Annotated in this window: 11 protein-coding genes and 1 pseudogene; 9 read left to right on the top strand and 3 right to left on the bottom strand. The window is 54.0% G+C overall.

All coding sequences use genetic code 11. The features are described 5' to 3' along the window. Positions 1-74 precede the first annotated feature (74 nt). Positions 75-4,391 carry a BREX-5 system adenine-specific DNA-methyltransferase PglX gene (gene pglX / locus ACZ5C7_RS04985; RefSeq protein ID WP_464374987.1) on the top strand — a complete coding sequence of 1,439 codons (4,317 nt, stop codon included), beginning with the start codon at positions 75-77 and terminating at the stop codon, positions 4,389-4,391. Here pglX and ACZ5C7_RS04980 read toward each other — a convergent pair. Together ACZ5C7_RS04980 and ACZ5C7_RS04975 are read right to left on the bottom strand one after the other, a co-directional pair. Continuing rightward, positions 4,388-5,074 (bottom strand): hypothetical protein, encoded by a 687-nt coding sequence (locus tag ACZ5C7_RS04980; RefSeq protein ID WP_464374986.1) that lies wholly within the window; start codon positions 5,072-5,074, stop codon positions 4,388-4,390. The genes pglX and ACZ5C7_RS04980 overlap by 4 nt on opposite strands. Before the next feature lie 6 nt (positions 5,075-5,080). Continuing rightward, positions 5,081-5,230: a hypothetical protein gene (locus ACZ5C7_RS04975; RefSeq protein WP_464374985.1), complete on the bottom strand. Its 150-nt coding sequence runs from the start codon at positions 5,228-5,230 to the stop codon at positions 5,081-5,083. A 94-nt stretch (positions 5,231-5,324) separates the two neighbouring features. Between ACZ5C7_RS04975 and pglZ the strand changes: the two genes are divergently transcribed. The 5 genes and pseudogenes from pglZ to ACZ5C7_RS04950 all read left to right on the top strand — a co-directional run bounded on the left by pglZ (position 5,325) and on the right by ACZ5C7_RS04950 (position 14,312). Next, the gene (gene pglZ, locus ACZ5C7_RS04970) at positions 5,325-7,517 is read left to right on the top strand and encodes a BREX-5 system phosphatase PglZ (RefSeq protein WP_464374984.1); all 2,193 of its coding nucleotides are present in this window, start codon (positions 5,325-5,327) and stop codon (positions 7,515-7,517) included. Positions 7,518-7,526: 9 nt separating this feature from the next. Continuing rightward, positions 7,527-9,062: a hypothetical protein gene (locus ACZ5C7_RS04965; RefSeq protein ID WP_464374983.1), complete on the top strand. Its 1,536-nt coding sequence runs from the start codon at positions 7,527-7,529 to the stop codon at positions 9,060-9,062. A gap of 109 nt (positions 9,063-9,171) precedes the next feature. Beyond that, positions 9,172-12,090, top strand: a complete 2,919-nt coding sequence (locus tag ACZ5C7_RS04960) for a helicase-related protein (RefSeq protein WP_464374982.1) — start codon at positions 9,172-9,174, stop codon at positions 12,088-12,090. Between the two features lie 324 nt (positions 12,091-12,414). Beyond that, positions 12,415-12,717 (top strand): annotated as a pseudogene (locus ACZ5C7_RS04955) (PemK-like protein). Positions 12,718-12,971: 254 nt separating this feature from the next. Further along, positions 12,972-14,312 (top strand): AlbA family DNA-binding domain-containing protein, encoded by a 1,341-nt coding sequence (locus ACZ5C7_RS04950; protein WP_464374981.1) that lies wholly within the window; start codon positions 12,972-12,974, stop codon positions 14,310-14,312. Between the two features lie 252 nt (positions 14,313-14,564). Here the strand turns inward: ACZ5C7_RS04950 and ACZ5C7_RS04945 are convergent, their stop codons facing one another. Continuing rightward, positions 14,565-14,810 carry an ArsR family transcriptional regulator gene (locus ACZ5C7_RS04945; RefSeq protein ID WP_464374980.1) on the bottom strand — a complete coding sequence of 82 codons (246 nt, stop codon included), beginning with the start codon at positions 14,808-14,810 and terminating at the stop codon, positions 14,565-14,567. 527 nt (positions 14,811-15,337) lie between these two features. Here ACZ5C7_RS04945 and ACZ5C7_RS04940 point away from each other — a divergent pair. From ACZ5C7_RS04940 to ACZ5C7_RS04930, 3 genes are all read left to right on the top strand, one after another. Then, the gene (locus ACZ5C7_RS04940) at positions 15,338-16,012 is read left to right on the top strand and encodes a hypothetical protein (RefSeq protein ID WP_464374979.1); all 675 of its coding nucleotides are present in this window, start codon (positions 15,338-15,340) and stop codon (positions 16,010-16,012) included. 195 nt (positions 16,013-16,207) lie between these two features. Beyond that, the gene (locus ACZ5C7_RS04935) at positions 16,208-17,104 is read left to right on the top strand and encodes a DUF8008 family protein (RefSeq protein ID WP_464374978.1); all 897 of its coding nucleotides are present in this window, start codon (positions 16,208-16,210) and stop codon (positions 17,102-17,104) included. A 357-nt stretch (positions 17,105-17,461) separates the two neighbouring features. Then, positions 17,462-19,897, top strand: a complete 2,436-nt coding sequence (locus tag ACZ5C7_RS04930) for a DEAD/DEAH box helicase (protein WP_464374977.1) — start codon at positions 17,462-17,464, stop codon at positions 19,895-19,897. The last annotated feature ends 369 nt before the right edge of the window (positions 19,898-20,266 follow it).

Here is a 20,266-nt window from a genome sequence, read left to right as displayed (position 1 = left end):
GCCAAAACGATACAACTGATGGACAATATTCAAGACACCGCAATGGCTCTGCTTGAAACATCACTAACTCTCGTATGGACGGACAATCTACCCACCCCCGCAAGGCCCAGCTCGACAAGGAGGAGCGAGAGCATCTCGAGGACGTCGTCACCGAAATGCGCGACCGCGTCGAGGCGAACGTTCGCTACCAACTCGAGGACGAGTACGGCCTCGACGAGAAGCCAGACACGTCTCTGAGCGAAGACCAGGAAGACCTCGTCGAGGCTATCGAACTCGAGGCCGTCGACGGTAACGATTGGGACGACGGCTACGAGCAGTACATCACGGGCGTCGGCTACACGATTGTCAATCGGCTGGCCTCGCTCCGTTGCATGGAGGTTCGGAACTTCATCGACGACGAGGTGACGGCTTTCCGCGACGACGGCCTCACGCCGGCCGCCGACCGGCTGGTCACCGAGGAGTTCATGCTCGAGGAGGAGGCCGTCCTCGAAGCCTACCGGAACGCGTGTGACGACCTCGCCGAGGAAATCGACATTCTCTTCGACCGGTCGACAGCCTACAGCCTGATTGACCCTGATGACGATACGTTTGAAGACCTTTGTGGGATGCTGGACGACGTATCCGACGAGGTCTGGCGAGCCGACGACGTGCTCGGCTGGGTCTACGAGTACTACAACGTCAACCTCCTTGACGATCTCCGGCAGAAGGGTGACCGTGAGGGACTAGAACCCGAAGATGTGCCGGCAGCAAACCAGTTCTACACTCCTCACTGGGTTGTTCGGATGCTGACCGACAACTCCCTCGGTAAACTTTATCTCGAAGATAACGGAACGCTGCAGAAGACGGTCGATGCACAGAACTCGATGACGCCTGACGAGCGCAAGAACCGTCCACTGTCTCCCGACGAATCGTCAGACATCGCGGACTTCTGTACCTATCTTGTCCCCTCCGAAGAAGAAGGCGAACCACCAGAGTTCGACGGCCCCGAGGATATTCGCGTCATCGATCCGGCCTGTGGAAGTGGACACTTCCTGCTGTACGCATTCGACGTGCTGGAGCGAATATATCGGGCCGAAACCGATCTCGACCCCGTTGAGATTCCCCGAGAGATTCTGCGAAACAACCTCTACGGTGTCGATCTCGATATGCGTGCCTGCCAGCTCGCCGCGTTCAATCTTTATCTAAAGGGCCGGACGCGTGCCGAAGCCGAAGGCGCAAACGGCTTCGATATGCCAGAGGTCGGTATCGTCTGTGCTGACGCGAAGGTAGCCGACATCGGGGGAGTTGAGGAGGTGTTCGGCGAAGTCGCCGAAGGTAAGCCGGATGTCGAAAATGCTCTGCGGCGGATTCTCGATGCGTTCGAGGAAGTCCACGGTTTGGGGAGTTTGCTTGACGTACGCGGAACGCTTGGAGACCTCTTCGAGGACGAAATCGATGAAGAGAGTGTCCAGATTACGCTGGATGACGACCCTCGGGAGGATCATACACTCGGCCAGATTCTGCGTAGTCTCCGTGAAGCAGTGAATCAGCATCGGGACGAGGACTCGTTCTTAGCACAGGACTTGCGTAGCTTCATTCGCTTACTGGACGTACTGGCGCAGGATTATGATGTGGCTCTTATGAATCCGCCATACGGCTCTCGGAATCGGATGCCAGAAGTTGTACAGGAGTACGTGAAATCCAACTACCGCTACTCTGCAGAATTCTACATTAATTTCTTTGAAATATGTGATAGTGTGACAAAAAAGAATGGGCGTATTGGGATGCTTGTTCCTAGGTCATTTATGAATAAGCGGCGGTTCACCGACTTCAGAGAGGACTTTATCGGTGATCGTGGTGGCTTTGAGTTTCTTGCTGAATTTGGTATTGGGATACTCGATAATGCAACCGTCAGAACAGTCGGTACAGTCATTCGATCAGAGGCTGAGCAGAGCCCTGATGGTACATTCTATCGGCTTTATGATGTAGAAAAAGCAAAGAAGGAAGAAATCTTTACCCAAACTCTATCTGGACGATCTAATAAAGTAAAACGGATTTTCACGGTGAATCTTTCTGAGTTTGGAAGGATACCGAGAACTCCAATTTGTTATGCTGTCCCTCCAGAAATTAGGACACTCCATAGTACCGAAACTAAATTAGACGCTGACGGAGCCGGTGTGGAAGGTGATTCAGTCTGTACAGCGGCAACTGGAGCAGTTACTGGAAATTACGAGCGGTTTGCGCGGGCTCAGTGGACTGTGTCAGATAAGTCTGTTTTCAAACCATTCTCATATGGTGGTTCCGATGCGTGGATTCTACCCAAAATAACAGAAACTCTCCTATGGGGTGAAAACGGTGAAGAGATGAAACGATCTAGCAGTTCTGTTCGGACACCAAATGAGACTATGTATGGTAAAAAAGGTTTGAATTGGACATATATAAAAGAAACAGGTAGGAGATTTGGATATTCATCTGGTAGTCTTTTCAGCACTGCAAGTTTCATGCTATTCCCAAAAATAGGAATGTCTGAATTTAAATTGATGTCTATTCTCAATTCGACTCTTTATCATATACTATTCTTGTCGCAAACAACAGAACGCCATTGGAACATAGACGTTATTGGGAGTAGCCCTTGGCTTGAAGAGTTAGGAGATGTTGGCGAACTTGAGAGAATAGGCAGAAATCAGTATGAGGTGATGATTAAAAACAGGATATTCGACCCGGTCAGTCCTTATTATATCGGATCTCCTCTTCTCCCAGAAAGCCACCTACCGGACTTTTTCTACAACCATCCATACACCTCAGAGGTTGAAGACATGATAGACCTATCGCAGGAGTTCGGGACTGCAAATAAATCAATAGTTGAGATGGGAAGAGAATTTGAGCAGAGTAAACGTAGGGCAGAGTTGACTTTAGAAGATTTATCTGAAGAAATTGATAAAATAATATTTGAAAAATTAGAAATAGATAGTGAGACAGAAGCTGAGGTGAAGACTGAGATTGCATTACGTAGCTCCAAGAACCCATTTGACCGTGAGATCCCTGACCCCGAATCCGTTCCAAAAGTCCCTGACAACATAGGCGAACAGGTCAAAGACCTCGTCCACCACTTCGCGATGGAGGCCGTCCGCGAGGAACCGGACGGCATCATCCCGCTAGAAGGGATAGACGATCAGTCCGACATTCTCGACCGCATCATCGAACGATTCGAAGACGCCTACGGTGAGCACACCGAGGATCGACTCGTCGAGGTTGACGACCTCCTTGGAGCAGAATCGGCCGCTGATGAGGCGTATCCCAATCTCCGAGCATTCGTCGAGGACGACCTCTTCGCCTACCACGTCGACACGATGGAGAACACGCCCATCGTTTGGAAACTCAGCACGGAGCGGCTCCTCGCCGACGCTAAAGGTGAGGGCTTCGCGTGTTTCGTTGACTACCACCAACTCGACGCCAGTCTATTCGACTGCCTGAGCAACCAGTACCTCGAACCGCGGAAGGCCGAACTCCGCGAGCGTCGGTCGGCAGCCAATCAGCGCCGGAACGACGAGTCACTCTCCACGACCGAACGCGCGCAGGCGACCGACGAGTTCGAGTTCTGTTCGAGCGCCCTCGAACAGATCGCCGAACTGGAAGAGGTGATGCAGGAACTTGGCTCCACCAACGAGCGCGAGTTCGACGACGACAACCGAGAACTCCTCAGTGAACTGGCCCCCAAGGTCGCTGCGTTCCGCGAAGAGACCGCAAAGCGCATCGAGACGCTTGAACGACTCCGCGAGATAAACGGCGACGAGTGGTTCCAAGATACCTTCTCTGACAATTTCTGGAACGCCGTCAACGAGTGGCGCAACGAGTGGGTGGACGCTCTTGAAGAATTTGGACGTGCCTGCGAGGAGTACGCCAAACCCAGCGACGAGCCCGTCGAAGCTCACCTTGCTGACCTCTTCGACTACTTCAACTGGCGGCTCAAAGGCTCGGATCATTACTCCAGCACGGGCATCCTCTTCATGACCTACTACTTCGAGCGTGAGGGGAGCGACCTCCTCAACGACGATGGTGAGCCGTTCGATAACCTCACCGAGGACGAGAAGCTGCTCGCCTCGCTCGCGACGGGCATCGACGATGCATCCGTCCTTGACGAAGGGTACCTCCAACAGATTGCGGACGATGAAAATATCGACGACGTGGACGATTTACCACCGCTAGCGGAGTTCAAGGCGCTCGCTGAAGAGATCGACGACCGCTGTCAGACGGTGGATAAGCAGATTCCTTCGGACTGGTCGGATCGTGCGCTATCGGAGATTACGACAGCGGGCTACCATCCTGTCCACAAGCACGGCGTGGCGATCAACATCACGCCGCTCGTGGAGACGGACATCGTGCCGGAGGTCGTCGAGGACAAGGTGCTCTAACTCTGTAGCGTTCGACGACACCACGAGTTGAGGTCAGTCTCGAACTCGTTGAAGCACTCCTGATGGAACGCTCCGATGTAACAGAGGGGACGCTCCCGCTCGTTTGCGTCGCTATATCTGAGATAATCCCCGGACTCTTCCAGCCCACCCTTTGGAGTGGGCGCATACAGCGTCTCCTGAAACGTGAGTTCGAAATACTGCTCTCCGTTGTGGTCCGTGTCCTGTTCCACCAGTAGACACCGATACTGACTGTGGGTGAACTGATTTCGAAGCCCCCAGAGAAAAACGAGTCGCTTGATGTACTCCGGTGCGCTCGTACTCTGTGTTTCGTCTGGATTAGGGAGGAACTCCGCTTTGTCAATCTCGCCACCAGTGTACTTGCTATCGATGATCGACCGAGCCTGCTCGGTAAACGAGTATACCGATGCGAGGTAGTTGTGAACTCGCTTGAAAACTTCCGTGCGAAGTGTTCGCTCTTCGATCCCGTCTGGGGGGCGTATCATTCCGTCCTGTGCGATGTTGTCCCCAAGCTGATCGATGTCGTAGAAGTTCCTGTGGACTATCCATGCGGATCGTTGTAACCGGTTCAGTTCGTGGTGCTGGACAGGGAGATTGGGACTATTTGCGTTGTGAAGCAACTGATCAACACAGTTCGTCGACCCCTCGTCTTCATCACTGCCCATACAAAATTAGTCGTCCGCAGGCGACGCGTCAGAAGTCTCGTCTCCAGGAACTTCAGCGGCTTTGGCCGTCGCATGGAAATCTCGAGCCACCTGCTCGAAGTCCTGTCCGGTGGCCTCGGCGATCTCCTCCACAGTGGGGGCATCGAAAGTCATCATATGAATGAGTCGCTGCCGAAGCTATTAAAATCTTGGCCAGAGCGTGATAACGTAGCTTCAGTAATTTCTCCAAATCTGACTATCCATTTCATCCATGCAAGCTACCCAAACTCTCCCCGACGCCGCCAAGAAAACTATCCAAAGCGAGTTCGACCGGGCCGAGTCGTCAGACCCGATCGTCCTCTGGTGGGACGACGGAAACTACCTCGAGGACATCATCGAGCAGGCCTGCGACGAACTCGACGTTCACCTCAAGATCGCCGAGAAGACGCCGCTGGAACTCCGGGCTAATCCAGTAGACAGCGAACAGGTCTGGTACGTCCCACACGTCAAAGAGCCCGACGACGCCGAGGGTGACTACGACTGGTTCCGTGACATCGAGCACACAGGTGGCGAGGTGGAGATGAGCATCGAAGAGCTCACCGTCCACGCGTTCGAGCGCGGGCAACTCGATGCATGGGAACTGAAAACCGCAACACAGTCGGACGACCCCGCAAAGCGCCGCGAGATCGCGCGGATTCTCCACGACCAGCTCACCGGCGGCCAGCTCCCGACGCTCGAGCAGCTCCGCACGCAGATCGTCACCGGCGGCTACACCGACCCGGTCGCGTTCGTGCTGGAGAACGGCTGGGGCGACATCGACGACAGCCCCGACACTATCGAGCAGATGCAGGACTTGCTGACCAGCGAGGGCGTCGATGCGGTCGCCAGCGAGGACGAACCGGTTGGGATCGTCACGGCGACGCGTCGGTGGGCCGTCGCCGAGTGGCTAATCCACGCCGGTGCCGACGCCGAACGCTTCCCAAGGGAGTTCCGCGCAGAGACGGCCGGCGATCACGACCTGCCCGAGCTTAAGTCGCTGTTGAACAACACCACCTCGTCCGGCCTCCTCGCTGATCGCTACCTCAGTGAGGCGATCTGGCCCGACGTCGTCGCGGACGTCGATGACCCGTGGAAACTCGCGGACTGTATCGTCGACGGCGCGCTCGAGCGTCGTCTCTGGGAAGCGTGGCACGCGTCCTTCGACGCCGGCGACTACGAGGTGTGTCTCGAGCGTGCCAAGAAGCGGTTCGACGCCCTCCTCGGGAGCGAAGACTTCCGCGGCACCTACCGGGGAGCCTACGGCCCGGACAGCCCGTGGACGCGAACGTGGGAACAGGCCGCGGAGATCGCCCGACTCGCACACCAGCTCGAGACGTGGGACGAGAACACTACCGACGACGTCGTCTCGCTGTACGCCGATCCGGACGACGGTACGTGGCAGATCGACAACGCGGTGCTCAACCTCGTCGTCGCTGGCGAGCCCGAATCCGATCTTCCCGACGGCCACCCTGCCGTCGGCGTGCTCGACGACCTCCGAACGCAGCTCCAGTCGGAATACGTCGGATACCTCGAAGACCTCGGCGACCTCGTCACGGAAACCGTCGAGGCTGGTGCGCCGTTCGTCGACGAGGATCACTCCTACCAGTTCTTTACGAAGGAATCCGGCGGCCTCGAAAGCGGTCAGACAGTCGCCCTGTTCGTCATCGACGCCCTTCGGCTCGACCTCGCCCGCCGCCTCGCGGACGAGTTGCGTGACTACGTGGCGACGCTCCCGTCCGATGCCCCCGAGTTCGCCGTCGATGAAGACGTCTGGCTCGGAACGCTTCCCTCGGAGACCGAGTTCGGGAAGGCTGCGCTCACGCCGGGAGAGATCCAGATGTTCGACGTCTCGCTGGTAGACGGCGAGTTACAGCCCCTCCGAAACAACCGCCGCGTGACGACCAACCGCCGCGAGTCGCTGTTGAACGGCGACGGCTGGACGGTCACTCGCGAGGAGGACGACGGCTGGCAGTCGACGCGTGTCTCCTACTTCAAAAACGACCTCGACAACATCGGCGAGAAGGAACTCAGCGACCTCGAGGCGATGCTGGCCCGACGCGTCGACTCGCTTGCGGAGTTCATCGGAACGAAACTCGAACAGGGCGAGTGGGATCAGGCATACGTGCTGACCGACCACGGCTTCGTCCTGCTTCCAGACACCGCGTCGCCGGAGAAGATTTCGCGCCCGAGCGAAGCGTCGGACTCCGGTCGACGGTGGATCGCCGGGGAAGGGGTGGACGAGGATTCGCCCGGCGTGCTACTCGACGGAAGCGCTCGGCTGGGGTATCTCGACGCCAACGTCAGCGTCCTTGCGAGCCCGCTCAAGCGGTTTAGAAAGCAGGGCCTCGGTGATGCACGGTTCTATCACGGTGGCCTGCTCCCACAAGAGTTCGTACTCGACTTTATCAGCATTACGCAGGGGTAAATTCAACTTATGACTCTCAAGTCCGAAGTTCACGACGACGTCAAGTCCGCTTGTAGAAGCTACATATCATCAATAGAACAAGGGGAAAACGAAGTACCTACCGACACAGTCTACCGGCTGACCGGATCTGGATTGAGATTCAGAAAACCCACGGAAGTAGATCGTCCTTCACTTGCACTAAGACGAAATCCGGGAGAACACTACTCTTCCGAATTTGATTCGGTCTCCCAACATATCGCTGATGAGCTTGAATTTGAGATGGTTCCAGAAGTCGATATTGACGGAGAAGGTGATGCACATGTCGTCAACGGCGAGTTGTCGGGGAGAATAGAGGATAGTCTGAGGGAATTCACCGGACTCGTCATGGATCATTCTGGCAGCTTTGATTTCACTGATGCAGCTTTCGAAGCTGCTTATGACAACCAGTTTGAACCAGATTATGCCGATAGGGAAAAGTATGAGATACTTGTTCCGCTAAAGGGTGTTCAAGCAGGGTCGGACATTTCCCTTGGGACGAGCCTTCGATTCGATAGTCAATTCGATGGCCCATATCACATCTCGGACATAGAAGTAACCGGCATTTCTGATACAGAGTGGACCGGGATTGTGACATTTGACGCACCCTTCGATGCGTCAAACAACGTTCAAACTCCAGAAGTCGTTCAAAACTACTCTTACTCGAAAGTATTGCGAGTAACTATTGAAAGGAGACGCCGGAATATCCGAGAATATATTCTGGAGAATCGAGGTGAGGATCCCAGTGAACTTCGTGCTGAATCCGTCTCGGTGTTAACGGCTGATACCCTCTCATATACGGTTCATAGTCATCTTATGAGAGAACTAGTGGATACGCTCGAAAGAACCTTCCATCATTACAAGCCACGATGCGATCCCGGATTTGGAACTGGGTATATATTGTCTCCGAGTTGGATGTCGTACCGTGGGATTGGTGAGGACATTTTAGATGAATTGTATGTGGAGCGTGATCCGGGTCATGGTGAACTAGTACTCGATGACGGTCAGAATGGTTTCAATACATTTTGGAATAGGTATGCATCCTACTTTACCGATCAGGACTCTCATTACGACAAACCCGTCGTAAGGTTTGAGGAGATGTTCCATAAACGGAGAGACGAAGATGCGATTCTGGATTGTTTAATCGGCTTAGAAGGCACGCTTCTAAGAGATACACAAGGATCATCTTACACATTCCGGCTCGGACTCCGTGGGGGTTTCCTTCTTGACGATTCAAACCAACTGGCATGGAGCCGTGAGAAAACCCGAGAGTTCCTTTCAGGTCTGTATGCCATCCGAGGAGAAATAGTACATCAAGATAAGCCTCTCACGCAAGCAATTGAGGAAGTCAATAACAGTGAAATCAATAGTTATAACGCCTCATCTCTCGCAGAAGAAGCTCGCGTAATTTATGCGAAAATTATACTCAGATACATTGACCATGACATCGATCACGGATTGTCAATTGACGAGGTGACCCAACATATGGATCAGGCCGCACTCGACGCATCTTATTCGCCGGGGCCATGAAACTGGAATACTGCGGTGAGCGTGCTTTTAGACAATCTAAGAATACAGAACCTCTTATAGCAAATAACACTCAAGAGGTCATGTCACAATATAATCGAGGAGTCACTCGATGACTGACTCTATCCAATTCTCTCCGGGACAGCGGGTAATTCTCAACGACACTCCTGCAGAGGTCATACGGACTCAGACTGTCGGTGACATCGAATACCTGCGAGCGTACATCGAGGGAGAGGGCGTCAAAACAGTCTGTCTCGGTGACGTAGAGATACAGCCGTATCAGAGTGGATTGGACGAACTTGTCGACCAGCAACTCGACGCCTTTCATCCTGACCACGATGCGGTCTCGGCGCAGTGGTTCGACCTCCACACGCAAGCGACGAAACTCAAACTCGCTCACGAGCAGGGACAACTCCTGAGCATCTCGAACTCGCTCGTTCGACTCGAGCCCTACCAGCTCGACGCCGTGAACTGGGTGATGCAGAAGCTCCGTCAGCGGGCGCTCATCGGTGACGACGTCGGGCTCGGGAAGACGATCGAAGCGGGGCTCATCCTCAAGGAACTCTCCGCCCGCAATCGTGCTGACCGCGTCCTGTTTGTCGTCCCGGCCCATCTCCAGAAGAAGTGGATCCGAGACATGGATCGGTTCTTCGACGTCGATCTCACCGTCGCAGACCGGGCGTGGGTCGACGGTGAGCGCCGGCGACTCGGCGAGGAGGCCAACATCTGGAACCAGGACCACCAACAACTCGTCACCAGCATGGCGTTCCTGCGACAGGACGAGTTCCGTCCCGCACTTCGGGACGCGTTCTGGGACGTCGTCGTGGTCGACGAGGCACACAAGACCGCAAAGCGGGGAGAATCACCGAGCAAGACGGCAAACATGGTTGATACCGTCACGGGGAACTCCGACTCGCTGTTGCTTCTCAGCGCGACACCGCACGACGGGAAGGGTGAGGCATTCCGTTCACTCGTCGAGTACATCGACCCGTTCCTCGTCGCCGAGAACCGGGAACTCTCACAGGAAATAGTCGATCGCGTGATGATCCGTCGCGGGAAGACCGACATCTACGATAAGGACGGTGAACGGGTCTTCCCAGACCGGGAAGTCGACTCGGTATCGGTCTCGATGACACACAACGAGCGTCAGTTCTACCGGGCAGTCACCGACTACGTCAAAAACGTCTATAACCGCTCCGAGCAGTTGAACGAACCCGCAGTCGGGTTCGCGATGGCGCTCATGCAGAAACGGTTGGTGAGCAGCGTCGGTGCGATTCACGCAACCCTCCGTCGACGATTGGACGACCTCCTTGACGAAGAGGCGGAAACTGATGGCCTTTCCGAGGAAGCGCGAGCCTACCTCGATGGCGAGGATCTAGACGAGGACGACAAGCAACATGCGGAAAACGAGATCGCCGGTCTGACCGTCACCAGCACCGACGAACAGCTCCAAGAGGAGATCGACACACTCCGCGACCTCGTCTCGCTGGCGGAGGATTTACCGGTCGACTCCAAAGCGCAGAAGGTCAGGCGATTCATCTCCCAACTCCTCGAGGAACAACCGGACGAGAAACTCCTGTTGTTCACGGAGTATCGAGACACGCTCGACTACCTCCTCGAGTTCGTGCAGGACGAGCCGTGGGCCGACGAGATTCTCGTGATTCACGGCGACGTGGACAAAGAGGAACGGACACGAATCGAAGACGAGTTCAATCACGGCCAGTCGCGACTCCTGTTCGCGACCGATGCAGCGAGCGAGGGGATCGACCTCCAGCACAGCTGCCACATCATGGCCAACTACGAGCTCCCGTGGAACCCGAACCGGCTCGAGCAGCGGATCGGACGCATCCATCGCTACGGACAGGAAGAGGAAGTCAAGGTCTGGAACTTCCTCTTCGACGACACCCGCGAGAGCGAGATCTTCGAGATGCTCCAAACCAAGGTCGAAGAGATTCGCTCCCAGCTCGGGAACACGGCGGACGTGCTCGGCATCCTCGACGACATCGACGTGGACTCGCTCATCATGGAGTCCATCGAGAACGACGAACCACCGAGTGCGACCAAAGAGGAACTCGAGGAACTGATCGAGGAGCGCCAGCGGACGCTCGAGGAGTGGTACGAGCGCAGCCTCGTCGATACAAGAACCTTTGACGCGGAGAGTCGCCGGCAGATACAGGAGGTCGTCGACGAGTCCGAAGCGGTCTACGGCAGCGCCGGCGACATACGGGAGTTCTTCGAGCAGGCAGTCGAGGCGTTCAGCGGCGAGTTCGAGAAGCGAGGCACCAATCTCTATCAGGCCGAGTTGCCCGAGGACATCCGACCTCCAAATGCGGATGCAACCTTCGGGCCGTTCACGTTCGATCGCGAGTTCGCGATGGAACACGAGGACATCACTTTCGTGGCGCCCGACACAGATGTCCTTCAGCGCCTCATGGCACGCGTGCTAGAAGATGACCGAGGAGAAGTCGGTTTGAAACTCCTCCCGTTCGTCGACACGCCTGGAATCACCTACAATTATCGCGTTGCTTTCGAGGACGGCACGGGAGCGGTAATTCGGGAGGAGACAATTCCTCTCTTTGTTGACGCCCAACAGCGGGATGCCCAACAGGCGCTCGGTGAGCGAGTCGTTGAGGGCAAGACGGTGTCTGCAAAGCCCGACGTGAACGAGCTGCGAACGGTGATGGACGCCGAAGACGACCTTCGACCGGCTGCCGACCGCTATGTCGGTGTTCGAGTGAACGAAATCAAGTCCGATCTCAGTTCCAAACGCCACGACGAGACTGCCCGAGAACTCGAGAACCTCACCGAGTACGCACAGGCCGAGCGCGATCGTATCCAGTCCTTCATCGAGGAATACGAACGGAAGGCAGAGGCCGGTTCCGATATGAGTATCGCGATTCGTGGTCAGCGTGAACGACTCGAGAAACTCGAAGAACGCATCGAAACGCGTCGTCAGGAGTTGAAACGTCGGGAACGGGTCATCTCACTGGCGCCCGAGGTTGAGAACTATTGCGTGACTCTTCCGTTGTAATTGATATCGTGGACTTCGCTTCGAAGGGAGTATAGATACGGGGTCGAGGAACGAGCAGGTGGTGGTGAGAAATATTCATGCAACTCGAGCGAGAGACGAACAGCGTCAGTGCGATTCCCTCCCGACTGAAAGACGAAGCCTCGCCCGGCACAAACGCCCGTACTGGGCGATTACAGGCGACGAAAATGGCTCCGGCGTCCTACAAGTTCACTGCCAGTACGAGGCTGCAGATGAGTAGTACAGGGAGGAGCATCTCGAGGCGCTACGGACCAACGAGATGGCGGAAGTGCGATGACCACGTTCGAGGAACTCGAGTGAGGCCATATTGGCTGGGGAACCGATCCGCTGTCGGACAACGGTCGCCCGCTACTCGTTCTCGAGGCGCTTCGATTCTTGAACCACGGCATGAACTCATCGCAGTCCTGATTCCTGCGAGGGTGTCTCTCGAGGAGTTGAGTACGCCTCGAGACGGCGACTACGAGGGTATCCACTCGGAGTCACGGCCGTCCGTGGTCGCTCGAGATCCTCAACAGTGCTGCAGACGTAGACCGTTATTTGATGACCCCACTCGTCGGCGAACGAACCGAGGATGTGGCAACACAATCGATTAGCTACATCTCCTCCTGAGGGTATATTGCGATCACAAAGGTGATACCAAAGCCACACGGACATGGGCTGAGGATTGCGGGGTGTCGCCAAGGCGACAGCGAAAAAATTACAACGCCCCACCTCGGCTCCGCACAGCGAACTCCAGTTGAAACACATGAAACGAAGGTATCTAGTGCTGTTCCACGTACAATGAAAAAGAACACCTCGATAAGCGTTAGAGATCCAACATAGATAACGACACATTATTTACAATATGACACCAACGGACTATCATGGATAAGGGACAAGCATTAGATCTTATAAATGATTTAAGTGGGAACGAATACAATTGGGTGGATTTCAAGGTTGATTATGAGATTGGTGGAATACCAAGTAAAAAAGCTGAATTTGTCCGAGATGTGTCTTCTATGGCTAACACACTATCTGAACAAGAAAATCATTATATCATAGTTGGTGTTCAGGATGACGGTGAGTTAGTTGGATTAGATGAAGATAGAGAAGAATACCGTGGTGCAGGCCCTCGGCACATATTCAGTTATGACGACAGCAAGATACAACAAAAAATAGACAGTAACTTATCCCCCTCTCCAAGCATATCATGGAGTACATATCAGGAGAATAGTGAAAAATTCGGGATTTTAGAAATAGAACCGCTTGATTCACCACCGTGTGTAACAACAAGACATATTCAGGAGGATGATACTCGTTACCTTCATGAGGGGTTGATTTTTATTAGGAATGGCTCAAGTAAAAAAATAGCAGGAAGAGAGGAAATACAAGAAATGTTTAAGCATCATGTGGAAAAACAAAGGGAAACTATTCTAGAAGGAATCACCAAGGCAATCCAAATAGGACCTGAATGGATTGAAAGGCTTGGTAGCGCATTACCAGATGACAAAGGGGTTCCATTCACAAGTGTGGAGAACTCAGGCGATGCCGATCTTGAAATAAAGCAACGGCTAACTAGATCTCCAGCATCAACCCTTGATGAGGGACTGAATGGAGATATCGCTCAGTGGAAATACAGAGGCGATGATTTTATCGAATCCAAACCGCTTTGGGACTATTACGCGTCACCGAATACCCTTACACTTGATAAAACTGCGCTTTTATTTCTTACACATGCTTCTGTAAAAAATAGCGTCCTAGGCGGATTTTGGTTTGTGGAAGCAGAAGAACAAGATCAGGAGGAGATCCTTCTTAACGGCAAAAAAACCCACCATTGTACAGAAAAGCTTGCCTCATTAACTCTTTTGCTAGATGACGAGGACCTATTTGATGAATTAATAGACTCTTCGAACACAAGTTCAGAGTATGGTTATCTTTCTACTTGTGAAAGAAAATTTGGGAACACAATAGCAGACAGACTCAGTCATATTATGAAAGACACAGAGTATAGATTATCACATGATACTTGGCGGCGAAATTTCAATGTGAGAAATCAGAGTGTAGAGGATATTAAGGAATTAGTTCCAGGTTTGGCAGAGCAGCTAGTTGACATTGAAGAAAGGATGGGGAATGGTCGTGGCTTAAGAGGTAGACGTGAGCGATTCAAAAATGCTCTTTGGGATCTTGAAGCGGTCTACGTTGGAAAGGTTCTGGGTGGATACTAAGAAGATGCAATTCCAATATCATTCCTTCTCCCCAGGGATTGCACGTCGGCAAATCCTGTTTCCCGAATATGCACACGAGATTGAGAACACCGTGTGCATAACTGGAATCCGCTGTAGAGACCCCTATAGTGTTAGTATATCAAATCTTTCACATGGAATGCTGGTCAGATCATCACAAGACAGTACGAGATATAGAGTCTGTGCTCACCAACAGGGTAATTGCCTCCTGAGTACGCACCTCAAACAGAGATCTTATTCAGAATCTTCGGCAGACTCGAGTTTACCCGCGTCGAGTTCCTCGTCAAGGAATGCCGCTCCTTCTTCCGTAATCCTGTAAAGCCCCTGAGCGACACGCTCAACGAGCCCATAGTTGGCCATTTTCGAGAGGCGGTTGCTTGCGTAGTTTGCGACGGTTACATCCAGCTGCTCGAGCGCACTGGGAGTCATATTCCCCTCGTCCCGCATAGTCTCGAGTATTTTTTCGTCGACTGGACGCATCCACTCAGCTCGCTGTCTGACCACACCCGTGGGTGGCACTGTAGAACTCATAGTAGTATCGATGAGTGGTTATAGAAGACGTATTCATATAAAAATACACCTAGAACCTATACTTTTGCTGTGAGTTTCACAGTAAGATATTAGTAGACCACGTGATAACAGGAGTAGTGACCTGCCCTTTCGGGCCGGAAAGGTCCGACGTGATACCAGCACGTCGGGGCGGGTCTTCCCTCTACGGGAATTGAACGACCCATGCGACAAGATAGCCTCCGAGCCCATAATTGTAAGGCTCATGAGTCAGGAGTATCGACTGCTAATCACAATCAACGCGACACCCCGGACACCGACAAGCAGAAAACGCACCCGCGTCACACCGCGAGTGCACGGACGAGAGATCAGATACCCCCTACTCGCCCGTTCATACAGTTCTCCGCAGAGAGACCTAAAGGCCGCGCTACCGACCACGACGAGTTCATCGTCGCCGGCGAGGACGCAGTCATCCTCGAGCCGACGAGAGGTGACCGCTGATGGATCGGGATTGCCACCAGCAGACGTCCTCAAAATACGTCGTCCCAACGGGAAGTGGCTACCTCGGGACGTACACCGTCAGCACTGACCGAACGGTGACAATCTCGACGGCCGCCCTCGGCGACCGCGACTGGCTGACCGACACGGCTCACGCCATCGCCCACGAAGACGGCGTCGCGCTCGTTCCACGCTTCGACACCTCCGAGCCGCTCGCCAAGTACACCCTCTGCAGGCGGTATACCGGAACCCGAATCGCGGTCGGACACGCCGTTATCGACGCGCTCGAACTCACACTCGAAGACGACGTCCGCGTCTACGACCTCGAGGTTACCGACGCTCGAAACGGCCTCCTGCTCGTCGACGCCGACGACGACCCACGGATCGCGACCGACGGCGGACACGACACCACAGCCGAGCACGCTCTCGAACTCACGCTCGAGTATACGACGATCGGCGACCGCCGGCGTCGAATCTCCATCGTCCCGGACACCGGCGGCGAAGCCTGGCGAATCACCTACGAAATCCGCAATGGAGAATGGCGCGAAACTGGCCGAGAGCCGATCTCGGAACTCGCGCTCACGCTCAATTCCAGCGACTACTCGGGATCGCTCACGACCGACCGGCGTCGTCACACCGGCGACGAACTGCTGGACCAGCGTGGTGAGAACCAATGACGGACACAACCCTAACGCGATCGCTCCCCGACTCGCGTCTCGAGGACGATACCCACCCTCCCGCTGGGCCTGACGCTGCGGGCTAGCTGCCCGTTTTGGGTCAGTCTCCTCTGCCCCGCAGTGTCGCCGCCACCTAAGGCCGCTGTCGTCCGGTAGCGCTCGCCAACCAGTCCACCTACGCACCCATCCATAGCGATGTCTCCATCCACCAGCAATTCGACGACCGAACAGCTCCCAGACCACCTCAGCGATCGTTTCGAGGCCCTCGAGAACCGAATCGACACGCTCGAGGCCGAACTCGAGCGCAAAGACGACCGTCTCGGAGATCTCGAACAAGAGTGCGATCGCCTCGAAAACCGGACGACCGCTCTCGAGGAACGTGTCACCGAACTCGAATCCGAAACTACCCGCCTCGAGAACATGGCCGAGGCCGCGCTCAAGAAGGCCACCGCAAACAAAGCGCGCGTGTCCGAACTCCAGTCTCGCGAACTCGAGAAGGGCGCACACCTACTCGAGGAAACGGTCGATATCCACGCCGTCGACGTCGTAGATGGCCGGCTCGAGCGACTGATGAAAGACGACGGGAATGCATACTACCGCGTGCCCAAAAGCGCAGATCCGCTCGATCCCAGCGGGAACGTGTCGCTCGCCTATGGCGACCTCCTGCCGATTCAACAACTCGCCAGGATGGATGAAGAGATGCGTCGATCAGCTGCGAACGCGCTTCCGACGCGCTTGGCTGCGAAACTCTGGAATGCTCGAGTCGACGACAGCGTCGGTGACGATCCCTGGAAGACCGGCTGCAAAGACGTCGCCGAATACGTCAAAGCGAGCGACCTGAAACACTGGATCCGGCGGCAGGAAAGCGGCATCAGCGAGACGTACGCGAAGAAGTTGGTCTCGCGGACGATCGATGCCATGCTGGATCTGTCGAAGAATAGGCTGGCTGTTCACCGACAACAGGAACGCAAGAACGGTCTCGAGTATACTGAACGCCGCATCGTGTTGCCCGTTGATGCTTCGATTCCTGGTGAAAGTCGTTCACGGACCGAACAGGACGGAGGCCCGAAGACAGGTGGTGTCCACGGGTAGGTTTGTCTCCGGTTAACCGAATCCCCCTCGAGAGAGGCTCCCCTCTACAGGAGTGATCCACTTACGACTCGATGGCGGATGGGAGCGTGGGTTCGGTAGCCGTTAGTCTTTCCTCAAGCGGTTATCGGCGGTTATACGCAGAGACCCCGGTGAATGCCGCTTCCAAAGACAACAGCTGTCTACGGCCGGCACGGTCCCAGATACTGCTCACGTTTCGTGACCAGAGAACGCTGGTGTGGTGGGCATCCCATTGATTAGCGAAGCCGTCAGGGTATAGCTATATCCTTCGTATAGGATGATATCGTGAATGAGCGCGTTGAAAGAACTTATGAGCTGTTGTGCGAGTAAAAAGGAGTAGTGGACGATACTATTGAATGGCTAAAGGATCGACCCTACTACGACGGGCAAATCATCTCGCATGAAGTCGAGCAATCCCAGCGTAGCGTCACTGAGCCGATCTCTCTGGACCACCGTGTTGAAGAAGCGCTTCAACAGCAAGGAATTGAGAGTCCCTATCGGCACCAGGCGGAGACAGTAGAGAAAATTCGGACTGGAGAAAACGTTACAGTGGCAACCCCGACGGCCAGCGGGAAGACACTGACGTACACCATCCCAGCATTTGAGCGGGCATTAGCGGGTCAGGGAAAAACACTCTACATCGCCCCAATGAGAGCCCTTATCAATAACCAACTGGATACGCTTTCTACACTCTCGAACGCACTACCAAACGATGAAACGGTAGAGATAGCAAAGTACACTGGTGCGACACCGAATGAAGACCGAGAGAAAATCCGAGAACAGCAACCAGATATTGTCCTGATGACGCCGGACATGATTCACCAAGCACTGTTACCTTGGTCGAAATCAGAGAAACACTGGGAGTGGTTGCTCCAAGACCTGGAAACAGTCGTAATTGATGAAGTCCATCGATTCAGCGGAGTATTTGGGAGTCATGTGTCGCTTATTTTCCGGCGATTGAACCGAATGGCACAATGGGCGGGTTCAGATCCGCAGTACATCTGCTGTTCAGCTACGATCGGAAATCCGGTTGAACACGCAGCTGCAGTAACTGGAAAGCCAGCAACATCATATTCACTAATTGATGAGGATGCGAGCGATCGTGGGGCTCGGCATTGGCTCTTCTGGAACCCTCCGTTGAAAGAGGACGAGGAGCAAGACGGGGAGTCTCTTCCAGCTGGAGAACCGTTCGAAGCTCCACATCATAACGAGTTGATCGGTGCTGAGCGACGGTCACATCACCCGGAAACAGCGCGTATTTTCAGCGATCTTGTTCAGAAAGGCTTCCAGACGCTCGTGTTCACTAAAACACGGCAAGGTGCAGAGCAGTACTCAATGAAGTGTGATTCAATGCTTCGTAAACGGGCTGACCGAGATTTAGCGGAAAACATCACGGCGTACCACGGGCAGTTAGCGGACGAGCGGCGAGCAGAAATCGAGGATGGTCTCAGTGACGGATCGGTCCGAGGAGTGTGGAGTACAGACGCGCTCGAGCTCGGAATCGATATTGGAACGCTCGACGTTGTATTGCTTGATGGGTATCCTGGGACGGCCCGGAGCCTGATGCAGTGTGCTGGTCGAGCTGGTCGGGGAGACGAGGCGTGCCTTGTGGTACTTGTAGCGAGTCCGAATCCGTTAGACCAGTACCATATGCAACAACCGAGTGAACTCTTAACTCACGATCCTGAACAGGCGACATTAAATCCGGAAAACCAAGAAATCCTCCCTGATCACGTGTGCTGTGCAGCGCACGAGCTCTATCTACGGACAGACACTGATGAGCAGCACTTCGGAGACACGTATCCCGATATTGTGACGGAATTAACCGACGAAGGGTGTTTGGATCGATTTGTGGATTCGAATGTGGATATCAGATGGGAATCAACATGTGACTCTCCACAGCAAAGTGCCTCCGTACGGGCTATTAGTGACGAACTCGTTGAGTTGTATGACCCACTTCGGGACGAGAAGCGAGGAAAATTACCACTTCGAGCAGCGCTTCGAGACGCTCATCCTGGCGCAATCTATTATCATCAGAAAGAGGGGTATCGAGCCACCGATATTGACATTGAGGAAGGGAAAATCTTTCTTGAATCCGAGGAGATATCGGGGTATACGCGGCCGATCACTGAGAAAGATGTGAGTATCACGGAGACCACTGAGTCAAAGATGGTGGATTCGTATGGGCTCACAGTATCTCTAACGAATCTAACTGTTGAGGAGAAGGTAGATGGATATATCCAGTATGCTCATATGCAGGATGAAGACGGGGATAAACAGACGATCGACACTGACCTGCCAACTCACACGCTGCAGACGAAAGGACTTCACTTCACGATTCCTGAGCAAGTTCAATTAGAAATTCAACGCGAAGTCGAGGATATAGACCCTGAAGAGGGGTTTGTCTCAGCGTTACATGCGGTAGAACACGCGTTGATCTCACTATTCCCTTTGCATGTACTCTGCTCCCGAGGTGATATTGGTGGACTTTCTACTAATCGGCATGCCGGGACAGGGAAGGGAACGATCTTCATTCACGAAGGGTATCCGGGCGGTGTTGGATTAGTGAAAGAAGCGTACAAGAAAATCGAGGGAATGTTCGATGAAACACTGGAAATGCTTCAGAACTGCCCGTGTGAGTCTGGATGCCCGTCCTGTGTCCATTCACCGCAGTGTGGTAATGTAAATCGAAATCTTGATAAAAATCTCGCTATCCGTCTTCTTAAAATCCTCTCTAACCACCAACCGACTGGGATCAAAACACAGCGGCAATAATCCATATAGTTACGAGAGAGGGGGCCACAGGGTACCAATATTTCCAGTAAAGCACTATCTCCTCCTCCACCGATCCGAACGAATTCTTTTGGTCGTAATCGACGCCCTCGAGGGAACGTCGTTCGGAGAATTCTCTGGTCGGTATTCGACTTCCTCCTACGCACCGCTTTCAACAAGTTGCTAACAAGATCACCGATAAGTCACTATCTCTTTCTACTTCCTAGGATCTATTTTAGTGATCGCTGTGTTCTGGCTTTGGGTATGAGGTTCGAGGTTCAAAATCAACAGATTCGTGTATCTGGATAGGATTTGGATGGACAGTAGTACTGATGGGGCAGAATACTTGTCAAGGCAACCGGAATACGTCTG

Source organism: Halostagnicola alkaliphila (genome assembly GCF_055379965.1).
Note: the sequence above shows the minus strand (reverse complement) of the source record. Positions and strands in the feature narration are given on the sequence as shown.

What these genes read in the sequence shown, in the direction of transcription:
- pglX (WP_464374987.1), top strand. Translation starts at nt 75, where the DNA reads ATGGACGGACAATCTACCCACCCCCGCAAGGCCCAGCTCGACAAGGAG.
- ACZ5C7_RS04980 (WP_464374986.1), bottom strand. Translation starts at nt 5,074, where the DNA reads ATGGGCAGTGATGAAGACGAGGGGTCGACGAACTGTGTTGATCAGTTG.
- ACZ5C7_RS04975 (WP_464374985.1), bottom strand. Translation starts at nt 5,230, where the DNA reads ATGATGACTTTCGATGCCCCCACTGTGGAGGAGATCGCCGAGGCCACC.
- pglZ (WP_464374984.1), top strand. Translation starts at nt 5,325, where the DNA reads ATGCAAGCTACCCAAACTCTCCCCGACGCCGCCAAGAAAACTATCCAA.
- ACZ5C7_RS04965 (WP_464374983.1), top strand. Translation starts at nt 7,527, where the DNA reads ATGACTCTCAAGTCCGAAGTTCACGACGACGTCAAGTCCGCTTGTAGA.
- ACZ5C7_RS04960 (WP_464374982.1), top strand. Translation starts at nt 9,172, where the DNA reads ATGACTGACTCTATCCAATTCTCTCCGGGACAGCGGGTAATTCTCAAC.
- ACZ5C7_RS04950 (WP_464374981.1), top strand. Translation starts at nt 12,972, where the DNA reads ATGGATAAGGGACAAGCATTAGATCTTATAAATGATTTAAGTGGGAAC.
- ACZ5C7_RS04945 (WP_464374980.1), bottom strand. Translation starts at nt 14,810, where the DNA reads ATGCGTCCAGTCGACGAAAAAATACTCGAGACTATGCGGGACGAGGGG.
- ACZ5C7_RS04940 (WP_464374979.1), top strand. Translation starts at nt 15,338, where the DNA reads ATGGATCGGGATTGCCACCAGCAGACGTCCTCAAAATACGTCGTCCCA.
- ACZ5C7_RS04935 (WP_464374978.1), top strand. Translation starts at nt 16,208, where the DNA reads ATGTCTCCATCCACCAGCAATTCGACGACCGAACAGCTCCCAGACCAC.